The sequence below is a fragment of the Proteiniphilum sp. genome (assembly GCF_040307845.1).
In the GTDB taxonomy this organism is placed as follows: Bacteria; Bacteroidota; Bacteroidia; order Bacteroidales; family Dysgonomonadaceae; genus Proteiniphilum.
The window spans coordinates 139,411-161,768 of the sequence record NZ_JAWRIS010000027.1; the positions used below are offsets into that span (position 1 = coordinate 139,411).

The window sequence follows — 22,358 nt, forward strand, 5'->3', positions numbered from 1 at the left end:
TTTGCAGTCATTATCGGGATGATATTTCCATCATGTCGATTTACAAAAAGAAAATTTTAGACAATGATTACTTCTGTTTTTGCATTTGGTTTCTGGTTTTACTTTTACTTTAGTAGGTGAAGGCGGGATTTTATATGCAGAATGAGAAGAATTAAAAAATCATATCAAAATAAAATAAAGTCCTGCCGATTACACGGTGGGACTTTTTTTTGATGTAAAAACAGTTCAGATGAAACGAATAGCCATTCAAGGAGGAGCGGGTTCATTCCACGAGATTGCAGCCCGTGAATATTTCAGGGACGAAGAATTGGAAATTGTACCATGTAGTACTTTTCGTGATGTCTTCGCGGAAACCAGGAAAGACCCCGATTTGATAGGTATGATGGCAATTGAAAATACCATTGCCGGCAGCCTGTTACAGAACCACGACCTACTGAAAATGAGCGACGTGCAGATAGCAGGAGAGCATAAATTGCGAATATCACATTCATTAGCAGCACTTCCCGGCAATTCAATAGAAGATATTACGGAGGTGATGTCACATCCCATCGCTTTGATGCAATGCGAAGCTTTTCTTGATACCCTGCCGGGTATAAAAATAGTGGAACACGAGGATACAGCCCTTGCCGCAAAAGATATCCGGGATAAGAAAATGACATCGGCTGCGGCAATTTGCAGCACATTGGCTGCAGAGAAATATGGAATGGACATCCTCGCCTCAGCGATTGAGACCAACAAAAGGAACTTTACCCGCTTTCTTATCCTGGCACAGGGCGAAATGCTCCGGGAAGTACAAAAGGAAAACCATATCAACAAGTCGTCATTGGTTTTTGTGCTGCCTCACAACGAGGGAAGCCTCTCCCAGGTCCTTTCGGTATTGTCATTCTATAATATCAACCTCACCCGTATCCAGTCGTTGCCTATTATCGGAAGAGAATGGGAATATCAGTTCTATATCGACCTTACTTTCACCGATTACAACCGTTACCGGCAATCCATCGATGCGATCATGCCGCTGATCAGTGATTTGAAAGTGTTGGGAGAATACAGGGAAGAGAAGCAGGGATTCAGTGAATGAGTGAAAAGGTGAATAAGTGGAAAGGTGATGGAGAAAGGAAACGGTAAAATGTCGAAAATCATTATTTTTAATTTTTTTACTTTTAATTCTTAGTTTTTAGTTTAAAAAATATGATAGAGCCCGCAGCACATATAAAATCGATATCCGAATATTATTTTTCGGTAAAACTGGCGGAAGTGGCCCGTATGAATGCCGAAGGGAAAGATGTGATCAGCCTTGGAGTAGGCGCCCCGGACCGTATGCCGTCGGAGGAGACCATACGCACACTTTGTGAAACGGCGCAACGCCCCGACACACATGCTTATCAGCCTTATACCGGTATTCCGGAACTGAGGAGAGCATTTGCCCAATGGTATGGAAGAATATATCAGGTGGAATTGGCCGAAGATGAGGTATTGCCGTTGATCGGTTCAAAGGAGGGAGTACTGCATATCTCAATGACCTTTCTCAACCTTGGAGATGGTGTTTTAGTGCCAAACCCCGGCTATCCCACTTATAGCTCGGTATCGGAAATGCTCAGGGCAAATGTAATTTCCTACAACCTGCTGGAAAACAACAGTTGGGAGCCCGATTTCGAAGCGTTGGAAAAGATGGATCTGTCGAAGGTAAAACTGATGTGGGTCAATTATCCCAATATGCCTACGGGTGCCAATGCATCGATGGCGTTATTTGAGAAACTCGTCGATTTTGGTAAAAGGCATAAGATCATTATTTGTCACGACAATCCTTATAGTTTTATACTGAACGACAAGCCGATCAGTATTTTGTCGGTGCCGGGAGCCAAAGATATCTGTATAGAACTCAACTCATTGAGTAAATCCCACAATATGTCGGGCTGGCGTATAGGAATGCTAGCCTCTAATCCTCAATTTGTGAAATGGGTACTCAAGGCAAAAAGTAACATCGACAGCGGGCAGTTCAAACCGATGCAACTGGCAGCCATTGCCGCATTGTCGAATCCGGATGAATGGCATGCCAACATGAACAAGATATATGGTGAACGACGGGTGTGGGCAGAGAAGATTATGGATATTTTAGGATGTAGTTATGATAAAAGTCAGGTAGGCCTTTTCGTATGGGGAAAACTCCCCAATGATGCGTCGGATAGTAAAACATTTGTCGATGAAGTGCTATACAAGGCAAGAGTGTTTATCACACCAGGGGCTATTTTCGGGAACAACGGCGACCGGTTTATCCGGATTTCGCTGGGATCGTCAGCGAAGAAACTGGAGGAAGCATATCATAGGGTGGTTAAGTGGCTAGGTGCCTGAGTGGTTATACAGTTAAGTGATTAGGTTGGAGAATCCCAAACGTCTTCACTTCTCAACTTCTCAATTTCTCAATTTCTTAACTTCTCATTTAACAAACAATAAAACAACAATAATATGGAATTCGAATCAATTTTATTACCGGGCATAGATGACAAGAGGCCGCTTGTAATTGCCGGCCCATGCAGCGCGGAAACGGAAGAGCAGGTGATAGACACTGCCCGGCAACTGACAGATACCGGGGTGAAAATATACAGGGCTGGCGTGTGGAAACCCAGAACCAAACCGGGCGGGTTTGAGGGAATAGGTAGTCCTGCCCTTGCATGGATGATGGAAGCCAAAAAAGAGACCGGCATGTATATGTCGACCGAAGTGGCTACCGAGAAGCATGTCTATGAGTCTTTAAAGTATGGCATCGATATGCTGTGGATCGGAGCCCGTACGGCGGCAAATCCTTTTGCTGTACAGGAAATAGCCGATACCCTCAAAGGGGTGGATATCCCGATACTGATCAAAAATCCCGTCAATCCCGATCTGGAACTGTGGATCGGCGCTTTGGAACGGTTATATAATGCCGGAATAAAAAAATTGGGAGTAATCCATCGCGGATTCAGTACTACCGACAAAACCATCTATCGCAATCTCCCCCAATGGCATATCCCTATTGAGCTGAAACGGCGGTTTCCTACATTGCCCATTATTTGTGACCCAAGCCATATCGGCGGCGCCCGTAACCTGATCGCCAAATTAAGCCAACAGGCAATGGATCTCAACTACTCAGGATTGATCATTGAGTCGCATTGCTCCCCCGATGAGGCATGGAGTGACAAGGCACAACAGGTTACACCTGCTACCCTGAAAGAGATCCTCCACAACCTTGTGATCCGGGATACGGTACAGACTACGGAAGATCTTTCAGACCTGCGTGAACAGATCGATGACCTGGATAATGAACTTTTGCAACTGTTGGCCAAACGGATGCGGGTATCAAGGGAAATCGGGCAGTATAAGCTGGAACACGGCATGCCGATCCTGCAAACACATCGTTACGACCAGATCCTCACCGACCGTGCCGGACAGGCCGAACGGATGGAGATGTCCGGCGACTTTGTCAAGCAAGTGCTGGAAGCCATCCACTCCGAATCGGTGCGTCAGCAAATGGTAATTATGGAGAGGGCGAAAAAGTGATATTCAGCTTCGCCAATTCTATTGTTATTCGGCTTCGCCGTTATTCAGTAGTTATTCACTCGCTCCGCTCGTGTTATTCGTGCTTCGCACGTAGCTCAAATACAGCCGAATTACAACTGAATTACAATCAAACTACAATCGAACTACAACTGAATTACAATCGAATTACAACTGAATTACAATCGAATAACAACTGAAACAATGAAGATATTAATTCTTGGAGCCGGCAAAATGGGATCGTTCTTTGCCGACGTGCTAAGCTTCGACCACGAAGTGGCGATACTCGATCCCGATCCCAAAAAATTGAGGTTTATCTATAACACGCAACGGATGACCGACGCGGCTGAAGTAAAAGATTTTGCTCCGGAACTGGTAATCAATGCCGCTACACTTAAATACACCATCCCTGCATTCCATAACGTATTGCCCTATCTTCCGGAGACTTGCATCCTGAGCGATATCGCTTCGGTGAAAACCGGGTTGGAGGAATTCTACAGGGAACGCACCCGGCCCTATGTCTCCACCCATCCCATGTTCGGCCCTACTTTTGCCAGTCTGAGCGATCTGAGCCGGGAAAGTGCCATTATTATCTCTGAATCGTCACATCTGGGGAAGGTGTTTTTCAGGGATCTATACCAACGGCTCAAACTCAATGTATTTGAATACTCATTCCGGGAACATGACGAAACCATTGCCTATTCACTCTCCATTCCGTTTGCATCGACACTGGTATTTGCGTCCGTGATGAAGCATCAGGAAGCGCCGGGCACCACCTTTAAAAAACATATGAATATCGCACAGGGATTGCTTTCAGAAGATGATTATCTGCTGACGGAAATCCTTTTTAATCCCCATACATCAAAGCAACTGGAAAATATCAGGATGAAACTGCGCGAACTGCTCGATATTATCGGGGAAAAAGACTCCGAAAGAATGGAAGCCTTCTTAACAGGGGTAAGAAAAAATATAGAATAGACCGATAGCTATTCCACGTAAATCCTTCGGATCTCCGCATCGGTTTCGGGACGACTGTTGGCATCGACCGGCAGGGAGGCAATCTTATCGATGACTTCCAGTCCTTCCGTTACTTCTCCGAAAACGGTATATTCTCCATCTAAGCGGTCTATGCCGCCAAGGGTGGTATATGCCTCTTTCAATTCTTCGGGAAGAAAAAATTTCCCGGGAGCTATCGCATACAGTGAGTCCACCACGGTCAAAAGCGAATCCAAAAGCGCATTGAATCCTACTGCATCATTGGCCTCTTTGAGTTGGTCGAGTGTCTCTTTGTGCGGCAAATAATGGGTGCGGATAAGTTCGTTCTTGATCGGCACATTGACTGCCATCTCCATTGAGTCGAGCCGTCCCTGTGTATAGATTCTCCCTTGTACGATGTAAAATTGTGACGCGTCCGATTTTTTCTGCGGATTCTGGTCATCTCCCTTCCTGGGAGCGGCAAGCGCCCCTTTTTTATGAAACCGGTTCTTTCGGAATTCGGGCATCAACTCCATATCGGTACGGCCGCCACCAATCTGGACACCGGCAGGAGCATTACGTGAATCCTGAGCTCCTCCCTGAATAACAAAATCCTTGACTACCCTGTGGAAGAGAGTACCGTCGAAATAACCATCCTTTATCAGTTTCAGATAATGATTGCTATGTACGGGCGTATCATCATATAATACCGCTTTCATTGTTCCGTAATTGGTTTCAATGACAATCACCGGATAATTTGCCTGTGCATTGGCCTGCCAAGCAATTACGATCAAGATAAAAATCAGTATGTTACGGATCATATTTTTAGAATAAAGAATAAAGAGTAAAGACTTTTAGAACACCTTCCCACCAAACCACTCAGACACTCAATCAATCAGTCAATCAGACACTTAAAAACTCAGGCAGTCAATCACTCAACTACTTAATCCGGTGCTCTCTTATACAAAAACAGTGCAACGCCGGCAAAAATGACGTTTGGTATCCATGCCGCAATGAACGGGCTCATTCCCCCTTTCACGGCAAAAGTGGAACTTACCGTCATGAAGAGGATATACGCCATGCTCAGTACCAGCCCGGCGCCTAAGTTGAGCCCCATTCCGCCTTTTACCTTCCGGGCTGAAATCGCTGCCCCGATAATGGTGAGGATAAACGCCGAGAATACCGAAGCGATCCGGGAGTGATACTCTATCTGGAATGCCTGGATATTTCCCAAACCCCGTTCTTTTTGACTCTTGACATAGCTGCGGAGTTGGGGCGAAGTCATCATCTGCTGGTCTGTCTTGGCGATGATAAAATCATTGGGAACAATATGGAGCGTAGTGTCTATGGATGACCCCTTGGTGATAATCTCCTCCAGTCCTTCAAAGCGTCGGACCTGGTAATTGTTGATAGTCCAGTGATAGGCGGAGTCGTAACGGATCGATTGGGCGGTGAGCCTCGATGTTAATTGAAGGCTGTCGAAATGATCCATGGAGAAATTATATCCCGTCTTGCTGGTCATGTCGAAATTGCCGAAATAGACAATGGTCTGCGGTCCTATCCTGAACTGAATATCACGATCGCCCGTCACCTTTTTACGGGGATCCACATAGGTTTGCTCAAATTCAATACGTGTGGCATTGGCGGGAGGGATAATATAACCCCCGAAAACAAATGAAAAAACAGCAATCACCAAAGCAGACACCATATAGGGTTTCATTAACCGCTTAAAACCTATCCCGTTTGAAAGGATGGCGATAATCTCGGAATTATTGGCCATCTTGGAAGTAAAAAAGATGACGGCGAGAAAGACGAACAGAGGACTGAACAGATTGGTGTAATAGGGTATGAAATTGAGGTAGTAATCAAATACAATAGCCTTCAACGAAGCATTGTTGGTCATGAACTTATCGATCTTCTCGTTGATGTCGAACACCACCGCAATAGAAATAATCAGGGCAATCATAAAAATATAAGTGCCCAGGAACTTTCCGATGATGTACCTGTCCAGTCGCTTTAACTTCAGAAAATCATACTTCTTCATAATCGTCTGGTCACATTTTCCAGCATTATCGGTTTCCACTCCGAAAAATCACCGGCAATGATATGCTTTCTTGCCTCCTGTACCAACCATACATAGAAAGCAAGGTTGTGGATAGAAGCAATTTGTAAACCCAATATCTCGTTCACGTTGATAAGATGTCGCAGATAAGCTTTACTATATAGAGTGTCCACAAATGACGCACCGTCTTCCTCGATGGGAGAGAAATCATTTTTCCACCGCTCGTTGCGCATGTTCATCACGCCCTGTTTGGTGAATATCTGCCCGTTACGCCCATTCCGGGTGGGCATGATACAATCAAACATATCCACACCGCGTTCGATAGCTTCCAGGATATTTTCCGGCTTGCCCACTCCCATCAGGTAACGCGGCTTATCTTTCGGCAAGATCTCATTGACCAACTCCACCATCTCATACATTTTTTCGGTAGGCTCGCCAACGGCCAGTCCACCGATAGCGTTTCCGTCCGCCTCTTTGGCCGCCACATTTTCCGCGGCCCGGCGCCGCAGATCGGGATATACACACCCCTGTACAATGGGAAAAAGGGTCTGGCGATACCCATAAGGGCATTCCGTCTCATGGAAACGAGTCAGGCATCGGTCGAGCCACTGTTCCGTGAGATCGAGTGATTTTTTTGCGTAGTCATAATCGGCATCTCCCGGTGTACATTCATCGAAAGCCATCATAATGTCGGCGCCGATGACACGCTGGATATCCACCACCTTCTCCGGTGTGAAAAAGTGGCGCGATCCGTCGATATGCGACTGAAATTCCGCTCCTTCCTCTGTGAGTTTCCGGTTTTCGGTCAGAGAGAAAACCTGGAACCCGCCGCTGTCGGTAAGCATCGGTTTGTTCCAGCTGTTGAAGCGGGGTAATCCTCCCGCCTGTTGCAGGATGTCAAGTCCCGGCCTCAGGTAGAGATGATAGGTGTTACCCAGGATGATCTGCGCTCCTATGTCATTTTCCAATTCACTGATATGCACGGCCTTCACACTTCCCACAGTGCCCACCGGCATAAACACCGGCGTCTCCACCTCACCATGGTCGGTGGAAATGATACCCGCCCGGGCACTCGATTTGGGATCGGTATGTAATAATCGGAAATCCAATATGATTTGCTCTAACTCGTTTTGACGACAAAGATAATGATTTAATGTGAATAATGTGCCAATGAGGATAATCCCGATGAATCGGGACAGGTAGTGATTAATGCATGGCTGCGCTGATATGCGCTTCGAACGATAGTTCTCTTGATTTTCCATTTTCAAAGTCTTGGTTCTATCAGTCTTGATTCTAAAAAATAATTAGCAAATACCCGAATAAAATCGTATTTTTGTTCTTTGTATAACATTTAAGAATCACTTTTTCGTTGTAAAAGCAGGAAAAATTGTTTTTCACCCTGTCTGGTGCGACGGAAGAAATCAGTAAAAATATGGATAACAAGACCGAATTGATGACAAGGAAGCCGGATTGGCTCAAAATATCGCTCCCCCAGGGGAAGCAATACCTGGATGTGAGAGAAATTATCGCGAGGAAGGGATTACATACGATCTGCGTAAGCGGAAAATGTCCCAACCTGGCGGAATGTTGGGGCAGGGGAACCGCATCTTTTATGATTTTAGGCGATGTCTGCACCCGTGCCTGCCGGTTCTGTTCCGTGAAAACGGGGAGCCCGCAGGGCATCGTGGATTGGAACGAACCGGATCGTCTGGCAGAGAGTATAGAAAAGATGAACCTGCGGCATTGCGTGATTACCAGTGTGGACAGGGATGATCTGCCCGATCTGGGCGCCAACTTCTGGGCTACCACCGTCAGGCGGGTCAAAGAAAGAAATCCCGAAGTGACACTCGAGACGCTGATCCCTGATTTCAACGGGATAGAAGAGCTGATTTATAAAGTGATAGATGCAGGACCGGAGATCATATCACACAATATGGAAACTGTGAGGCGCCTAACGCCCAAGGTGCGTAGCCGTGCCAAGTATGATGTCAGCCTCAAGACGATAGAGACCATCGCCAAAAGCGGCAAAGTGAAACCCAAATCAGGTATCATGGTCGGCCTTGGGGAAACCGAGGAGGAAATACTGGAAACGATGGACGACCTGATCAACGTGGGATGCCAGGTGCTTACCGTCGGACAGTACCTGCAACCGACGAGAAAACACCTGACGGTAAAGGAATTTGTGACGCCGGAGCAGTTCCGGAAATACAAAACAGCCGGACTGGAAAAAGGATTCAAATTCGTGGAAAGCGGCCCGCTGGTCCGTTCTTCCTATCATGCCGAGAGACATGTTTGATGATCCGGTGATGTGATAATGCGCAATACCTGATATAGCCATTGACAGACTGGTGGCAGGGGATGAAAGGCGGTTGCGTTATTGATTAATACAAAGAAATGTTGTATTTTTGAGAAGTGAACTTTAAAAAACAGGTTATGATAATTACAATAGATAAATCGATGAAAAGGCAGGAGATTGAAAAATTATTGCAGCATATGAAACCACGCAAGTTGTTTCTTGCCAATCGTTTTGTAGGAAAAGTCAAATGGAACGAAGATGCGCTTGCCTATCAAAAACGGTTAAGGAATGAGTGGGATTAGAGTATTGTGCGATACGAATCCGCTTATTTATTTGCTGGATGGTAATAAAGATATAGCGGGTTTTCTAAATAACAAACAGATACATGTCTCTGTTATTACGGAACTTGAACTGTTTGGTAAACCGGATTTATCGGAGCCCGACAGAAAAATCATAGAAACAATGCTTGAAAATTGTTTTATTGCCGAAATTAATTACGAAATAAAACAGATTTACAAACATATCAAGCAAAATTATACCATAAGACTCCCCGATGCCATTATTGCAGCTACAGCGATTAGTCTTGACATTCCGCTGCTGACTTCCGATCACGATTTTCAGAAAATATCCGACCTGAAACTGATTCTCTGGCAATTATAAGATATTGTGCCATTGTAAATAAGAAAGAGAACATGAAAGTGATTTTTGAAAACCTCGGGCGTATCCGTTACAAAGAAGCATGGGATTACCAGGAGCAACTGTTCGAAACGATAATCCGGGCGAAATCGGACACCCGCGCAAAACCGGAAAGCGGGACCGGGATTGAAAAATGTGGAGAGGTCAATGGAGAAGTCTACGGAGAAGAGGAAAAGAAGAAAGAAAAAGAGCAATACCTCCTTTTTTGCGAGCATGAACATGTGTATACCCTAGGTAAGCATGGCGATAAGCAAAATTTACTTATTGCCAACCATGTTTGTAAAAGCAGGAATATCGACCTGCATACTATCGACCGGGGTGGCGATATCACCTATCATGGTCCGGGGCAGTTGGTGGCCTATCCGATCATCGACCTGGAAGTATTTGGAATGGGAATAAAAAAATATATATCCACCTTGGAGGATGTAGTGATAGATACACTGGAATCCTACGGCATCAAAGGAGAGAAGGACGAGAAGGCGATGGGCGTATGGATCGATGCCGCCGATCCGGCAAAAGCGCGGAAGATCTGCGCCATCGGCGTGCGGGCTAGCCGTTTTGTGACGATGCATGGCCTGGCACTCAACGTCAATACCGATCTTTCCTATTTCAATTATATCAATCCCTGCGGGTTCAGGGATCGTGGCGTAACCTCCATCCAGAAGGAACTGGGGTATGAGACCGACTTTGAAGAAGTCTCCGGACGGATGAAAAAAGCCTTTGCCGATCGCTTCGGAATGGAGTTATCCTACAGGCTTAAACATTTTTAACCCCTAAACTGTAAGAAACCTCTTTAACATTTCTAATTTTGTATGTCGAAAAAAATCCACCATCGTGAGAATTGAAAATCCGGGAGCGAAGGTGATTCAAAATGACTAACTTTAGTGAAATATCCAATAATAAAAAAATATGAGCCAAGTTGTCGATATTAAGGAACTGAATGAGAGAATAGAGCAGAAGAGTGGCTTCGTCCAGACACTCGTTACCGGGATGAACCAGATGATCGTGGGACAAAAACACTTAGTGGAGTCGCTGCTGATCGGGTTATTGTCAGACGGGCATATCCTGTTGGAAGGAGTTCCCGGGTTAGCAAAAACTCTGGCCATCAAAACGCTGGCTCAACTTATCGATGCAGATTACAGCCGTATCCAGTTTACGCCCGACCTATTGCCTGCCGACGTGGTCGGAACCATGATTTACAGCCAACGCAATGAGGAATTCCAGGTGAAACACGGTCCCATCTTTGCCAACTTCGTGCTGGCCGACGAAATAAACCGCGCTCCCGCCAAGGTACAGAGCGCATTGCTGGAAGCCATGCAGGAACGCCATGTCACCATCGGTGAGCAGACCTATAAACTACCGAACCCGTTCCTGGTAATGGCGACACAGAACCCTATCGAACAGGAAGGTACTTACCCACTGCCGGAAGCGCAGGTAGACCGTTTCATGTTGAAGGTGATCATCTCCTATCCTTCCAAAGAGGAAGAAAAGCAGATCATCTGGCAGAATATTTTCGAACCGGTTGCCATAGATAAGGCCGTCATCTCCACAGAGGCCATCCTGGAAGCGCGTAAAGTAGTGAGGGAGGTATATATCGATGAGAAGATCAGCAAGTATATTATAGATATCGTGTTTGCCTCACGTTTCCCCGACCAGTTCGGAATGGCCAACCTGAAAGAGATGATCGGTTTCGGGGCATCCCCCCGCGCATCCATCAACCTGGCGCTGGCCGCCCGTGCTTTCGCATTCATCAAGCGCCGCGGCTACGTGATCCCCGAAGATATCCGGGCCGTATGCCATGACGTGCTTCGCCATCGTATCGGACTTACCTACGAGGCGGAGGCGAACAACATGACTTCCGAGGAGATCGTAAGTGAAATTCTGAACAGGGTAGAGGTGCCATAAGCAGTAAAAGGCAGGAGATAAATGGAGACGACCGACCTACTTAAAAAAGTACGACATATAGAGATCAAGGCGAGGGGCCTTTCACGGAATATCTTCGCCGGAGAATACCATTCTGCATTCAAGGGGCGTGGTATGGCTTTCTCTGAGGTTCGGGAGTACCAATACGGGGATGATATGCGCGATATCGACTGGAACGTGACGGCGCGTTATAACCGGCCTTATATCAAGATATTCGAAGAAGAACGTGAACTAACCGTGATGCTGCTGATCGATGTGTCGGAAAGTCTCGGCTTCGGTTCCCAATCATTGCTGAAACGTGATATAGTAGCGGAAATAGCAGCCACACTGGCATTCTCGGCTATCCAGAACAACGACAAGATAGGGGTAATTTTCTTTACCGACAAAGTAGAAAAATTTATTCCTCCCAAAAAAGGAAGAAAACATATCCTTTACATTATCAGGGAGATACTGGGCTTCAAGCCGGAAGGGAACGGGACAGACCTGAATGTGACGCTCCGCTATATGACCAACGCCATCAAGAAACGGTGTACCGCTTTCCTGATTTCAGACTTTGTCGATGCCGGCGATTATAAGCAAGCGCTGCGGATTGCGGCCAAGAAACATGATGTGGCGGCTATCCAGGTGTATGACAAGCTGAGTACCGAACTGCAACCGGTCGGCCTGATGAAAGTGAGAGACCCGGAGACGGGAGAAGAGCGGTGGATCAACACCTCTTCCAAAAAAGTGAGGGAGCGTTACCGTTCCTGGTGGAACGACACGCAGGTGACAATGGGCAATGCCTTCCGCCAGAGTGGAATAGACAGCGTATCGGTCTCTACCCAAAGCGATTATGTGAAACTGTTACTGCAACTATTTAAACAGAGAAAGTAACTTGAAACAAAAAAAACTACATAGCATCATTCCAATCCAGAGGATAGCCGCAGTTGCCCTATGCTTTCTATGTGTTACCTCCCTTATTGCACAGAAGGCTTCGGTACAGGCAACGGTACAACCTACTGAAATCATGATCGGTGAACAGGCATTGATCAACCTGAAAGTAATTACCCCCAAAGATAAGGTCATCCATTTCCCGGTGTATGAAAAGGAGATAGTGCCCGGCATCGAAGTAATTGCCATGCTGCCTCCCGATACCCTTATCGAGAACAATGTGATGACACTTAATTTCAAGTATGTGGTCACCTCATTCGATTCCACCCTATATTATATCCCCCATATCCCCTTTTTCGACGGAACCGATACCCTCTATTCCAATTCATTCGGTTTGAAGGTTATTTCTCCGGAACTCTCCGATTCCACATTGGCATACCTGGAAAAGATCAATAAAGGGGAGACCGACTCAATCGATTTCAGGCAATTGCAACTCAATGATATAAAACCGGTACGTAAAGCTCCTTTTGTGTGGACAGACTACCTTTGGATATTCTGGATTGTATTGGGAGTGATATTGCTGCTTGGCCTGATCGGTTTTATTATCTACCTTGTACTGAACAAAAAGAAAAAAGGATACTTCTTCAAACCACCGGAGGTGCTGCCGGCGCATGTGCGCGCACTCTCAGAGCTGGACCAGCTCAAAGCGGAGAAAATATGGCAACAAGGCAGGGAGAAAGATTTTTATAGCAGGTTGACCGATATCCTCCGTACTTACATATATGAAAGGGAGGGGATCAACGCAATGGAAATGACTTCCGGTGAGATACTCAACGAAATCCGTAAAATATCGGATGTGGATTCCGTTTATGAAAATCTGAAGCAAATCCTGTCGACTTCCGATTTAGTGAAATTTGCCAAATACAAACCCTACCCCAATGAAAATGACCTGAGCCTGGTAAACGCTTATTTCTTTGTGAACCAGACACGGGAACCGGATCCTGTCGTGAAAAATGGAACGGGAGACGAGGAGAATGAGAGACGGGGGGACGAAGTGACTGGGAGACCGGGAGATGAGGAGAATAGTATTAAAAATAAGTGAGAATGGAATTTCTGCATCCTGAATATCTATATCTGTTGTTGCTGATTATCCCACTGATTGTGTGGTACATGCTGCGCCTGTCGAAGACACAAGCTTCGTTCAAACTGGCATCCACAAGTGCTTTTGGAGGAATGAAGCCGGACTTCAGGGTCTATATGCGGCATCTCCCGTTTGCATTGAGGGTAATCGCCATTGCATTGATCATCGTGGTGATCGCACGCCCCCAATCGGTGGATAGCTGGGAAGAGACAGAGACACAAGGTATCGATATAGTAATGGCGCTCGACGTGTCGGGATCCATGCTTGCACAGGATCTCCAGCCCGATCGCCTCCAGGCTGCCAAAAAGGTGGCATCTGAATTTATTACCGACCGTCCCAACGATAATATCGGATTGGTGATCTTTGCCGGAGAGAGTTTTACGCAATGTCCGCTCACGACTGATCATAAGGTGTTATTGAATTTACTCAATGATATCGATTTTGGGATGATAGAGGATGGTACGGCTATCGGACTAGGCCTGGCCACTTCAGTGAACCGGCTGAAAGACAGCGGGTCGGATTCGCGTATAGTAATTCTCCTGACCGACGGGACCAATAACAGTGGACAGATCGCCCCCCTGACCGCCGCCGACCTGGCACGTTCGTATGGTATTCGAGTTTATACCGTGGGGGTGGGAACCAAAGGGATGGCACCTACCCCAGTGAATACACCATACGGGATCAGGATGCAAAATATGCCGGTGGATATCGACGAGAAGACGCTGACCGAGATCGCCGCGATGACCGGAGGACAGTACTTCCGGGCACAGGATACCGAAGGGCTCCGCCAGGTATATGAAGAGATCGACGATATGGAAAAATACCTGATCAGCGTGCAGAATGTAACGCGACGCAAGGAGTTGTTCCTCCCCTTTGCCCTGGCAGCCCTGGGATTGATATTGGTAGAATTGTTGTTACGGAGGACATGGTTGAGGAACCTGCCCTGATAAATAAAATGCGATAGATATGTTTAGATTCGGAAATCCGGAATATTTGTGGTTGTTTTTCGTCATGCCCCTGTTGCTGGCGATTTACATCTACCTGAACATCAGGAAGCGTAAGGATGTGCAAAAAATGGGTAATCTCTCCACGCTGAAGTTGATGATGCCCGACCTCTCACTGAAACGTTCCTACCTGAAATTCTGGCTTATCTTCGCGGCACTGTGTGCCGGCATTATCATGATTGCCCGTCCTCAATTCGGTACAAAGGTGGAGACAGTAGAAAAAGAGGGGATTGAATTGGTCATTGCAATTGATGTCTCCAATTCGATGCTGGCAGAAGATGTGTCCCCTAACCGCCTGGCTCGTGCCAAGCAAATATTGTCGAGACTGATCGACCTGCGTAAAAATGACAAAGTCGCACTGATCGTGTTTGCCGGAGAGGCTTTCGTACAAATGCCGCTGACGTCCGATACCCAATCGGCAAAAATTTTCCTCAACACCATCGATCCAAGCCTCGTCCCGGTACAAGGTACGGCGATAGGACAGGCCATCAGCCTTGGAATGAGCTGCTTCTCGGGTGATCAGGAGATGAGCAAAGCCATGGTACTCATCACAGATGGTGAAGATCATGGGGGAAATGCTCCGGAAATCGCTGTGGAAGCCGCGAAAGCCGGTGTGATGATTAATCTGGTAGGAATTGGCTCTCCGGACGGTTCGCCGATACCTGCCACTGAATACGGGACCAATTTTATGACTGATGCCGAAGGGAATGTAGTGGTTTCACGCCTGAACGAGCAGATGGCGATGGAAATCGCACAAAACGGAGGTGGATTTTATGTTCGGGCAGATAACTCGAACAGTGCCCTCCGGGCTTTGGAGACGCAACTCGATGAACTGGAAACAGGTAAAACTACCAGCCTCACCTATTCGGAGTATGATGAAAAATTCTCATTGCTTGCCTGGATAATACTGGTGATTTTGGTACTGGAAATACTTGTGTATGACAAGAAGAATCCATTGTTCAGGAATGTGAGGGTGTTTGATAGGTAAGGTGAAAAGTGCCTGAGTGGATAAGTGGTAGAGTGCCTAGGTAGATAAGTGATTTGGTAATTAGTAATTGGTAATTGGTAATTGGTAATTAGTAATTGGTAATTTATAACTGGTAATTAGTAATTTTACAAAGTGAATAAGTTTCTGATAAAATATATCTTGTTCCTGATAATGGGGATGCTGCTGCCAATAACGGTTTCAGCACAGAAGGATGTCCGGAAAAACATCCGGAAGGGGAATAAGGAGTACCGGCAGGAAAAATTTTCCGACGCGGCTAAACTATATGAAAATGCGGTGGAAGGGAATGCTGCCTCCAAAGAAGCGAATTTTAATTTAGGGAATGCTCTCTACCGGCAAAAAGAGTGGGACCAGGCTATTGAGAAATATAATCATTTTATCTCTTTAGAGCAGGAAAAACCCATAGAAGCCTCAGGCGCATGGCATAACATAGGAAATGCGGCGTTACAAAAAAAAGATTTGCAGAATTCGTTGGAGGCCTATAAAATGGCATTACGGTTGAACCCCCAGGACAATGAGGCCCGGTATAACCTGGCGGTGGTGCAAAAGATGATCCAGGATGAAGAGGATCAGGGCGGTGGAGACCAGGATCAACAACAGGACCAGCAAGATCAACAACAACAGGACCAACAACAGGAACAACAGGAGCAACAGCCCCAGCAGAACAACCAGGATCAGGAGAAACGAGCGGAACAACCCGATCAACCTGAGCAGATGTCACGCGACAACGCCCGCCAATTGCTTCAGGCAATAGAACAGGATGAGAGAGAAACCCAGGAGAAAGTACAACAGATAAAGGCAAAGGAAAGAGAGGAGCAGGCTGAAAATAACAGAAGGAATAATAAAAATTGGTAGAATAGAGTAAAGAGTAGAATAAAGAGTAAAAAGAGTAGAATAAAGAGTAAAGAGTAAAGAACTAAAAGTGAATTTTCTTAGAAACGAGTGCAGAAACAAAACTTGTTTTGATTATGCCGAGTGACGACGGAAAATCTACGAAGTGAAAATGAATAGTAAAACGATTAAAAATTTCAATACTACTTCTTAACTTCCGACTTCTCAACTTCTCAACTTCCAACTTCTAGGTAAAAAATAACTCATATGAGACATATCTATATATATATTCTTCTTTTCATGGTGTTGCTTACCGGTGCCGGCAAGGCGTCTGGACAGGTAACATTCAAAGCTTCTGCTCCGGCGACAGTGGTCGAAGGGGAACAGTTCAGGTTAAGCTATATCCTAAACAAGGAAGGAAAGGATATCCGCCTTCCTGAAATTCCCGATTTTGATGTATTGTTCGGTCCCAGCATATCCACCAGCTTCAGCCAGCGGACGGTGAATGGTAAAACTACCTCCGAGAGTTCCGTTACTTATACCTATATCCTGATGGCGAAAAAAACGGGAACATTTACCATTTCCCCGGCGTCTATCAAGGTAGACGGAAGTAATTATGAATCCAATTCTTTACAAATAAAAGTACTTCCTCCCGACGAAGCGTCAACGCAGGAACCGGCGGCGGGCGGAGGACGGGGTGAGGAGCGTCCATCCGGTACCGGCACAGCGACCGTCTCGGCCGAGGATGCTTTTATCAGGGCCATTGTATCCAAAAATGATCCGTACGAGCAGGAAGGATTTACTGTCACGTTCAGACTTTATACAACCTTGAACGTAGTCAATTTCGGGAAGATACAGTTTCCCGAGTTCGAAGGTTTCATGGTGGAAGAGGTGAACCTTCCTTCGAACCAGCAGTTACAGTTGGAGCGGTATAACGGAAGAAACTATTTCACGGCCGATCTCCGTAAGACGCTGTTGTTTCCTCAACGGTCGGGACAGATATCTATTCCGCGTGGAAGCCTGGAGATGGTCTTTTCAGTCCCTTCAGGGAGAAGGGTGTCTACCTTCTTCGGCACCCAGGAGGTGATGGTGGATGTAAAAAAAGAACTGATCACGAACCCTTTATCGATCAACGTGAAACCTCTTCCTGCCAACAGACCTTCCAGCTACGCAAATGCGGTAGGTACCTTCACATTGAAGTCCGGCATTAATTCTACCGCAGTAAAGGCCAATGAAGCGATCACCATCACATGGGAAATATCGGGTACGGGAAATATGAAACTGATCCGGAATCCGGAAATAGAATTCCCTAATAATTTTGAAGTATACGATCCCACAGTGACCAATTCGCTGAATGTAACCACTAACGGATTGACCGGTATCCGAAAAATAGAATATATGGCTATCCCTCGCTATGAAGGATCCTACACCATACCTGCTGTAGAATTTGCCTATTTCGATCCGGCTAAGAACAGGTACGAGACACTCACCATGCCTGCACAGAATCTGCAGATAGCGAAAGGAGATCCGGGCAGTAGTACAACCACCTCCTTTGTGAATCGTCAGGATGTGAAGGTAGAACAGGATATACGCTTCCTGAAAACAGATGAACCATCCTATCTTTCCGCAACAACCTTCTTTGTTGGCTCGCTGAACTACTGGTTATGGTACCTGATTCCTTTACTGCTGTTAATTGTGTTGTTTGTGCTTAACCGGAAGCAGGCACGGGAAAATGCCAATGTGGCGCTGATGCGCACCCGGAAGGCGAATAAAATGGCTATCAAGAGATTAAAGACAGCGAACAGATATCTGAAAGAACAGGATAAGGAGCATTTTTATGATGAGGTCCTCCGGGCAATATGGGGATACTTCAGCGACAAGCTTTCCATTCCGGTGGCACGCCTTTCAAGAAACAATATAGAAGAAGAGCTGTCCCGAAAAGAGATCAGTGAACAATTGGCCGGCAAGTTTATCGAAATCCTCGATACCTGTGAATTTGCACGATATGCACCTGCCGAAAGTAATGCCGAGATGGATCGGATCTATAACGACACGATGAAAGCAATTGAAGAAATGGAAAATAAACTGAGAAAAGCTGCTAAATGATATGAAACTAATGAGACTAATGTGAATAATGTGCCAATGAGACTAATGAAACTAATGTAGTTAGGTGTTCTAAAAATCCTGGTTTTTGACTCTAATAGTCTTGGCTCTTGGTTCTAAAAGTCTTTATTCTTTACTCTAAAAATATGATCCGGAATATATTTATTTTTTGTTTGATCCTGTGTTGTGGCGCCGGAATGGTGGAGGGACAAGAGGTGGGCGATACCATCCCGCAGACCGCCAATACAACGGTAACCCCATCGACAGAAGCATCGACAGACACATCGGAGACTGCCGCGCAGGCATACCGTAGCCAGGACTATAAGGAAAGCATTTCGCTTTATGAAGCGCTTATCGCACAGGGGTTAACTGACGACAAGGTATCAGCACAACTCTATTATAACCTGGGGAATGCCTACTTTCGGGATAATCAACTGGGAAAAGCAATCCTTAGTTATGAGAGGGCATTACTCCTTGACCCGGGTGACAGTGATATCCGGCATAACCTTCGGTTTGCGCAGAATCGTACCGTAGACCGTATCGACACTGCGGCCAATCTCTTTCTCGCCAACTGGTTCAGGGGTATCAGAAATGTGTTCAGTTCCAACCAATGGGCTGCTACAGGTATTATACTCTTTATCTTGTTTCTGGCTTGTGTGGGCATTTACCTTTTTATTCGACTGCTTTGGGCAAGGAAGACGGCTTTTTACACAGGCATCGTACTATTTCTATTGATGATGGCGGCCAATATTTTTGCTTTTAGCCAAAAGAGCGAACGTACCCGCAAGGACTCTGCCATTGTGATGGCGGGGGCTGCTACAGTCAATGCTTCGCCTGATACCGGAAGCAATCAACTTTTTGAATTGCATGAAGGGACGAAGGTGAAGATCAGAAACAGGGATGGCAATTGGTTTGAAATCCGGATCGCCGACGGAAGTATAGGGTGGATACATCAACAGGATATTGAAGTTATTTAACGTGCCAATAAGATAATATGAAAGAATTTGTCGAGGAATTACTTCCCGCTGAACGGGATATCTTTTTTGCGCTGAACGGCAGTGAATCACTTTTTTTTGACAATGTGATGTGGACAATCAGCGGTCGGTTTATATGGGTCCCGGTAATGCTGTTTATCCTTTTTATCTTTTTCTTCAAGACACGCCGAAATGAGGCTATTCTGGTTACCCTTTTCTTCATTCTCTTATTTGTTGCCGCAGACCAGATATCTTCTTCTTTCTTCAAACCATTCTTTGAAAGGTACCGCCCCACGCACCATCCCGATTTCAAGGATACGGTAGATATAGTGAACGGTTACAGAGGCGGGAGATATGGCTTTATCTCGGGCCATGCAACTAATAGCTTTGCCATTGCCGTATTCCTTTCACTTGTGCTCAGAAACGGTCTGCTTACGTTTAGTTCCCTTCTTTGGGCCACAATCAATAGTTACACACGTATTTATCTTGGAGTACACTTCATTTCGGATATCGTTGCGGGAATGATTGTAGGTACACTTATAGCTTTTATTATATACGGGATCTATACTTTGGTCAGGAAAGCGGTTGTCAACCCTCCTTCATCAAGAAGAATATCTGCCTACGATAAGAAGAAAGGTACGTTACTGGCTGTTTTCATCCTCCTATACCTTTTCATTATCACTATTTTTAGCCCTTTTTTAGCAACTTTACCTCATTGAAAATGTTCTAAGAATAGAAACGAAATATTTTTGTAAAGATTTTACTACAAATAATTTGGTTTCTCTGTTTTTTTGTGTATGTTTATGGCATAAATGGATTACCAAATTGTATTATTCATATAAAAAATAAAAAGCCATGGCAAGAACAATTACTTTTAATGAATTAAGAGAGCTGAAAGACAAACTCCCTGACGGTAGTATCCACCGGATAGCTGAGGAATTGGATATGAAACCCGAAACCGTAAGGAATTATTTTGGTGGATACAACTACAAGGAAGGCAGAAGTGTAGGAATACATATTGAACCGGGTCCCAATGGAGGCATTGTGGTACTTGATGATACAACCATCTTCGATAAGGCACTGAATATTCTCGGCCTTAAGGATTATCCAGAACCCGATTCAGTGGAAACCGAAGAGGTAGAATAAGGATTATTAAAACAATAAAAGTATGGGAAAGGATAAAAAAGACAGCAGTTCATACGACGAAAAGCTGGTTACCGTTGCCATCCATACGTATGATAAAGCGCACATATTAAAGTCGATTCTTGAATCAGAGGGAATTCCGACAGTCATACATGCTGTAAACCTGATCGATCCGATAATCGCCGGAAATGTACGGGTACGCATCAATGAGAGTGATCTCCCCAGGGCATTGCAGATCATTGAAGACGTGGATTTTACCGCCGATATGGAAGAGAAGGAGGAAAAGAAGCAAAAGAAGGAGATCCTCATTCCGGTAGATTTCTCCGATTACTCCCTGGTTGCGTGTGAGTTCGGTTTTCGTTTAGCACATGATCTGGATTGTAAGGTGAAATTGCTCCACGCGTTCTTTACACCTTTTTACCCTGCATCAGTTCCTTTCGGCGACACTTTTACCTTGCAGACAACTGACAAAGATCTGTTTCAGGATGTAAGAAACAGAACGGAAAGAGAGATGCAGAGCCTGGTAGAGAAGGTTGAAAACAGGATTGCCTCCGGGGCTATACCCAAGGTATCTTACAATACCTCACTGGTGGAAGGCCTGCCTGAAGAAGAGATCATCACTTATTCAAGGAAGATTCGTCCGACTGCCATCGTAATGGGTACCAGAGGCAAAAATGCCAAGGAGCTGGATCTGATTGGTAGCGTGACCGCAGAAGTGATGGAAGGGTGCAGGACACCTGTTTTTGCTATTCCTGAAGGTGCGAAAATAAGAAGTCTGTCAGAAATGAAGACCATTGTTTTTCTTACCAACTTCCAGGAGCGGGAGTTCAAGGCGTTCGACATCATGATGAAGTTCCTGGCGCCTTATCCCGTAAAAGTCTATCTGGCACATATTGCCAAGAAAGAGGATGTATGGAACGAAATCAAGTTATCAGGCGTACAAAAACGGTTTTCCGACCTTTATCCGCACTTGCAGATCGAATACAAGCTGATCGACCAGAACGAGAGCCTGGAAATTACACTCGACAAATTTGCTGAGACTCTCAATGTGGATATGATATCCCTGTCGAGTTCACGCCGGAATATCTTTGCAAGGATATTTAACCCCGGAATTGCGAGGAGAATGATATTCCATTCCGATACACCGCTTCTGGTGATAAAGGGTATGTAAAAAGAAAGGGTTCTTCGCAATGAGGAACCCTTTTTTTAGCAGGTGGAGATTTATTTTATCTTATTATTTGATGCCCAGTTTGGTTTTTACTTGCGGTGTGGCATCAACCGCCGAAGGGCTAAAATAAATAATGGGCGACTGCATGGAGGAAATGTCATACACAAAGGTGTAATTGTTCTCATCCCCTATTGCTTTGATAGCCTCAAATATCTTTCTGTTCACCGGCTCAAGCAGTTTCTGTTGTAACTGCTGAAATTCCTGCTGACCATTCTGCATATAGGTCTGATACCTTTCATAAAGCTGTGTTATTTGTTTTTGCTGGTCTTGTTTTGCAGCTTCAGATGCGGCCGGATTGGTTTCAAATTCTTCCTGTTTCTTGTTGAATTCTTCTTCCAGCGCCTGCATATTTTTCCTGATCTCTTCCTGTTTGCCGGAAAGCTGGGTCTCAATACCGGAGATTTCGGGCATAGCGTTAAAAACCTCCTGTACATTCACTGTGGCGATTTTCACTTCCTGGGCCATAGCTGCCAATGGCGCCACAGCAATAAACAAAATCAATAATTTCTTTAACATGATTACTATTTCTAATTTTTTTGTTGGTAATTCGATAAAAATTCGGCTACAAAGATAAT

General features: G+C 45.4%; 23 protein-coding genes. 19 read left to right on the plus strand and 4 right to left on the minus strand.

Annotation, left to right across the window (positions count from 1 at the left end; genetic code table 11):
* Positions 1-229 precede the first annotated feature (229 nt).
* The 4 genes from ABV001_RS06550 (at position 230) to ABV001_RS06565 (ending at position 4,509) form a co-directional block, all read left to right on the plus strand.
* Complete coding sequence (locus ABV001_RS06550) at positions 230-1,078, plus strand: prephenate dehydratase (protein WP_294081498.1); 849 nt, start codon at positions 230-232, stop codon at positions 1,076-1,078.
* A 110-nt stretch (positions 1,079-1,188) separates the two neighbouring features.
* On the plus strand, positions 1,189-2,349 hold the full coding sequence (locus ABV001_RS06555; protein WP_352422048.1) for a pyridoxal phosphate-dependent aminotransferase: 1,161 nt from the start codon (positions 1,189-1,191) through the stop codon (positions 2,347-2,349).
* Between the two features lie 114 nt (positions 2,350-2,463).
* Positions 2,464-3,534, plus strand: coding sequence for a chorismate mutase (locus tag ABV001_RS06560; protein WP_352422049.1), 1,071 nt, complete (start codon positions 2,464-2,466; stop codon positions 3,532-3,534).
* Between the two features lie 201 nt (positions 3,535-3,735).
* Positions 3,736-4,509 (plus strand): prephenate dehydrogenase/arogenate dehydrogenase family protein, encoded by a 774-nt coding sequence (locus ABV001_RS06565; protein WP_352422050.1) that lies wholly within the window; start codon positions 3,736-3,738, stop codon positions 4,507-4,509.
* Positions 4,510-4,517: 8 nt separating this feature from the next.
* On the opposite strand, the gene ABV001_RS06570 is transcribed toward ABV001_RS06565, so the two are convergent.
* From ABV001_RS06570 to tgt, 3 genes are all read right to left on the minus strand, one after another.
* Positions 4,518-5,327: a peptidylprolyl isomerase gene (locus ABV001_RS06570; protein WP_352422051.1), complete on the minus strand. Its 810-nt coding sequence runs from the start codon at positions 5,325-5,327 to the stop codon at positions 4,518-4,520.
* 122 nt (positions 5,328-5,449) lie between these two features.
* Positions 5,450-6,550 (minus strand): LptF/LptG family permease, encoded by a 1,101-nt coding sequence (locus ABV001_RS06575; protein ID WP_352422052.1) that lies wholly within the window; start codon positions 6,548-6,550, stop codon positions 5,450-5,452.
* Complete coding sequence (gene tgt / locus ABV001_RS06580; RefSeq protein ID WP_352422123.1) at positions 6,547-7,677, minus strand: tRNA guanosine(34) transglycosylase Tgt; 1,131 nt, start codon at positions 7,675-7,677, stop codon at positions 6,547-6,549. Before tgt ends, ABV001_RS06575 begins: the two co-directional genes overlap by 4 nt.
* A gap of 323 nt (positions 7,678-8,000) precedes the next feature.
* On the opposite strand from tgt, the gene lipA reads away from it, so the two are divergent.
* The 15 genes from lipA to ABV001_RS06655 all read left to right on the plus strand — a co-directional run bounded on the left by lipA (position 8,001) and on the right by ABV001_RS06655 (position 21,726).
* The gene (gene lipA / locus ABV001_RS06585; RefSeq protein ID WP_352422053.1) at positions 8,001-8,864 is read left to right on the plus strand and encodes a lipoyl synthase; all 864 of its coding nucleotides are present in this window, start codon (positions 8,001-8,003) and stop codon (positions 8,862-8,864) included.
* Between the two features lie 137 nt (positions 8,865-9,001).
* Positions 9,002-9,166, plus strand: coding sequence for a hypothetical protein (locus ABV001_RS06590; protein WP_352422054.1), 165 nt, complete (start codon positions 9,002-9,004; stop codon positions 9,164-9,166).
* Entirely contained in the window at positions 9,153-9,524 is a 372-nt protein-coding gene (locus ABV001_RS06595) for a type II toxin-antitoxin system VapC family toxin (protein WP_352422055.1), read from the plus strand. The genes ABV001_RS06590 and ABV001_RS06595 overlap by 14 nt, the downstream gene beginning before the upstream one ends.
* 32 nt (positions 9,525-9,556) lie before the next feature.
* Positions 9,557-10,330 (plus strand): lipoyl(octanoyl) transferase LipB, encoded by a 774-nt coding sequence (gene lipB / locus ABV001_RS06600; RefSeq protein ID WP_352422056.1) that lies wholly within the window; start codon positions 9,557-9,559, stop codon positions 10,328-10,330.
* A gap of 139 nt (positions 10,331-10,469) precedes the next feature.
* Positions 10,470-11,465, plus strand: a complete 996-nt coding sequence (locus ABV001_RS06605; protein ID WP_352422057.1) for an AAA family ATPase — start codon at positions 10,470-10,472, stop codon at positions 11,463-11,465.
* A 21-nt stretch (positions 11,466-11,486) separates the two neighbouring features.
* Positions 11,487-12,356 (plus strand): DUF58 domain-containing protein, encoded by an 870-nt coding sequence (locus ABV001_RS06610; protein WP_352422058.1) that lies wholly within the window; start codon positions 11,487-11,489, stop codon positions 12,354-12,356.
* 1 nt (position 12,357) lies between these two features.
* Positions 12,358-13,455 (plus strand): hypothetical protein, encoded by a 1,098-nt coding sequence (locus ABV001_RS06615; RefSeq protein ID WP_352422059.1) that lies wholly within the window; start codon positions 12,358-12,360, stop codon positions 13,453-13,455.
* 2 nt (positions 13,456-13,457) lie between these two features.
* The gene (locus ABV001_RS06620; RefSeq protein WP_352422060.1) at positions 13,458-14,441 is read left to right on the plus strand and encodes a vWA domain-containing protein; all 984 of its coding nucleotides are present in this window, start codon (positions 13,458-13,460) and stop codon (positions 14,439-14,441) included.
* A gap of 19 nt (positions 14,442-14,460) precedes the next feature.
* Positions 14,461-15,486, plus strand: a complete 1,026-nt coding sequence (locus ABV001_RS06625) for a vWA domain-containing protein (RefSeq protein WP_352422061.1) — start codon at positions 14,461-14,463, stop codon at positions 15,484-15,486.
* A 132-nt stretch (positions 15,487-15,618) separates the two neighbouring features.
* Positions 15,619-16,359 carry a tetratricopeptide repeat protein gene (locus ABV001_RS06630; RefSeq protein WP_352422062.1) on the plus strand — a complete coding sequence of 247 codons (741 nt, stop codon included), beginning with the start codon at positions 15,619-15,621 and terminating at the stop codon, positions 16,357-16,359.
* 243 nt (positions 16,360-16,602) lie between these two features.
* A complete protein-coding gene (locus ABV001_RS06635; protein WP_352422063.1) occupies positions 16,603-18,441 on the plus strand; it encodes a BatD family protein in 1,839 nt (612 codons plus the stop codon).
* 143 nt (positions 18,442-18,584) lie between these two features.
* The gene (locus tag ABV001_RS06640) at positions 18,585-19,415 is read left to right on the plus strand and encodes an SH3 domain-containing protein (RefSeq protein WP_352422064.1); all 831 of its coding nucleotides are present in this window, start codon (positions 18,585-18,587) and stop codon (positions 19,413-19,415) included.
* 17 nt (positions 19,416-19,432) lie between these two features.
* Positions 19,433-20,131, plus strand: a complete 699-nt coding sequence (locus ABV001_RS06645; protein WP_323423877.1) for a phosphatase PAP2 family protein — start codon at positions 19,433-19,435, stop codon at positions 20,129-20,131.
* A 136-nt stretch (positions 20,132-20,267) separates the two neighbouring features.
* Positions 20,268-20,558 (plus strand): DNA-binding protein, encoded by a 291-nt coding sequence (locus tag ABV001_RS06650; protein WP_323423878.1) that lies wholly within the window; start codon positions 20,268-20,270, stop codon positions 20,556-20,558.
* A gap of 22 nt (positions 20,559-20,580) precedes the next feature.
* Positions 20,581-21,726: a universal stress protein gene (locus ABV001_RS06655; protein WP_352422065.1), complete on the plus strand. Its 1,146-nt coding sequence runs from the start codon at positions 20,581-20,583 to the stop codon at positions 21,724-21,726.
* Between the two features lie 63 nt (positions 21,727-21,789).
* Here the strand turns inward: ABV001_RS06655 and ABV001_RS06660 are convergent, their stop codons facing one another.
* Positions 21,790-22,299, minus strand: a complete 510-nt coding sequence (locus ABV001_RS06660) for an OmpH/Skp family outer membrane protein (RefSeq protein ID WP_352422066.1) — start codon at positions 22,297-22,299, stop codon at positions 21,790-21,792.
* Between the last annotated feature and the right edge of the window lie 59 nt (positions 22,300-22,358).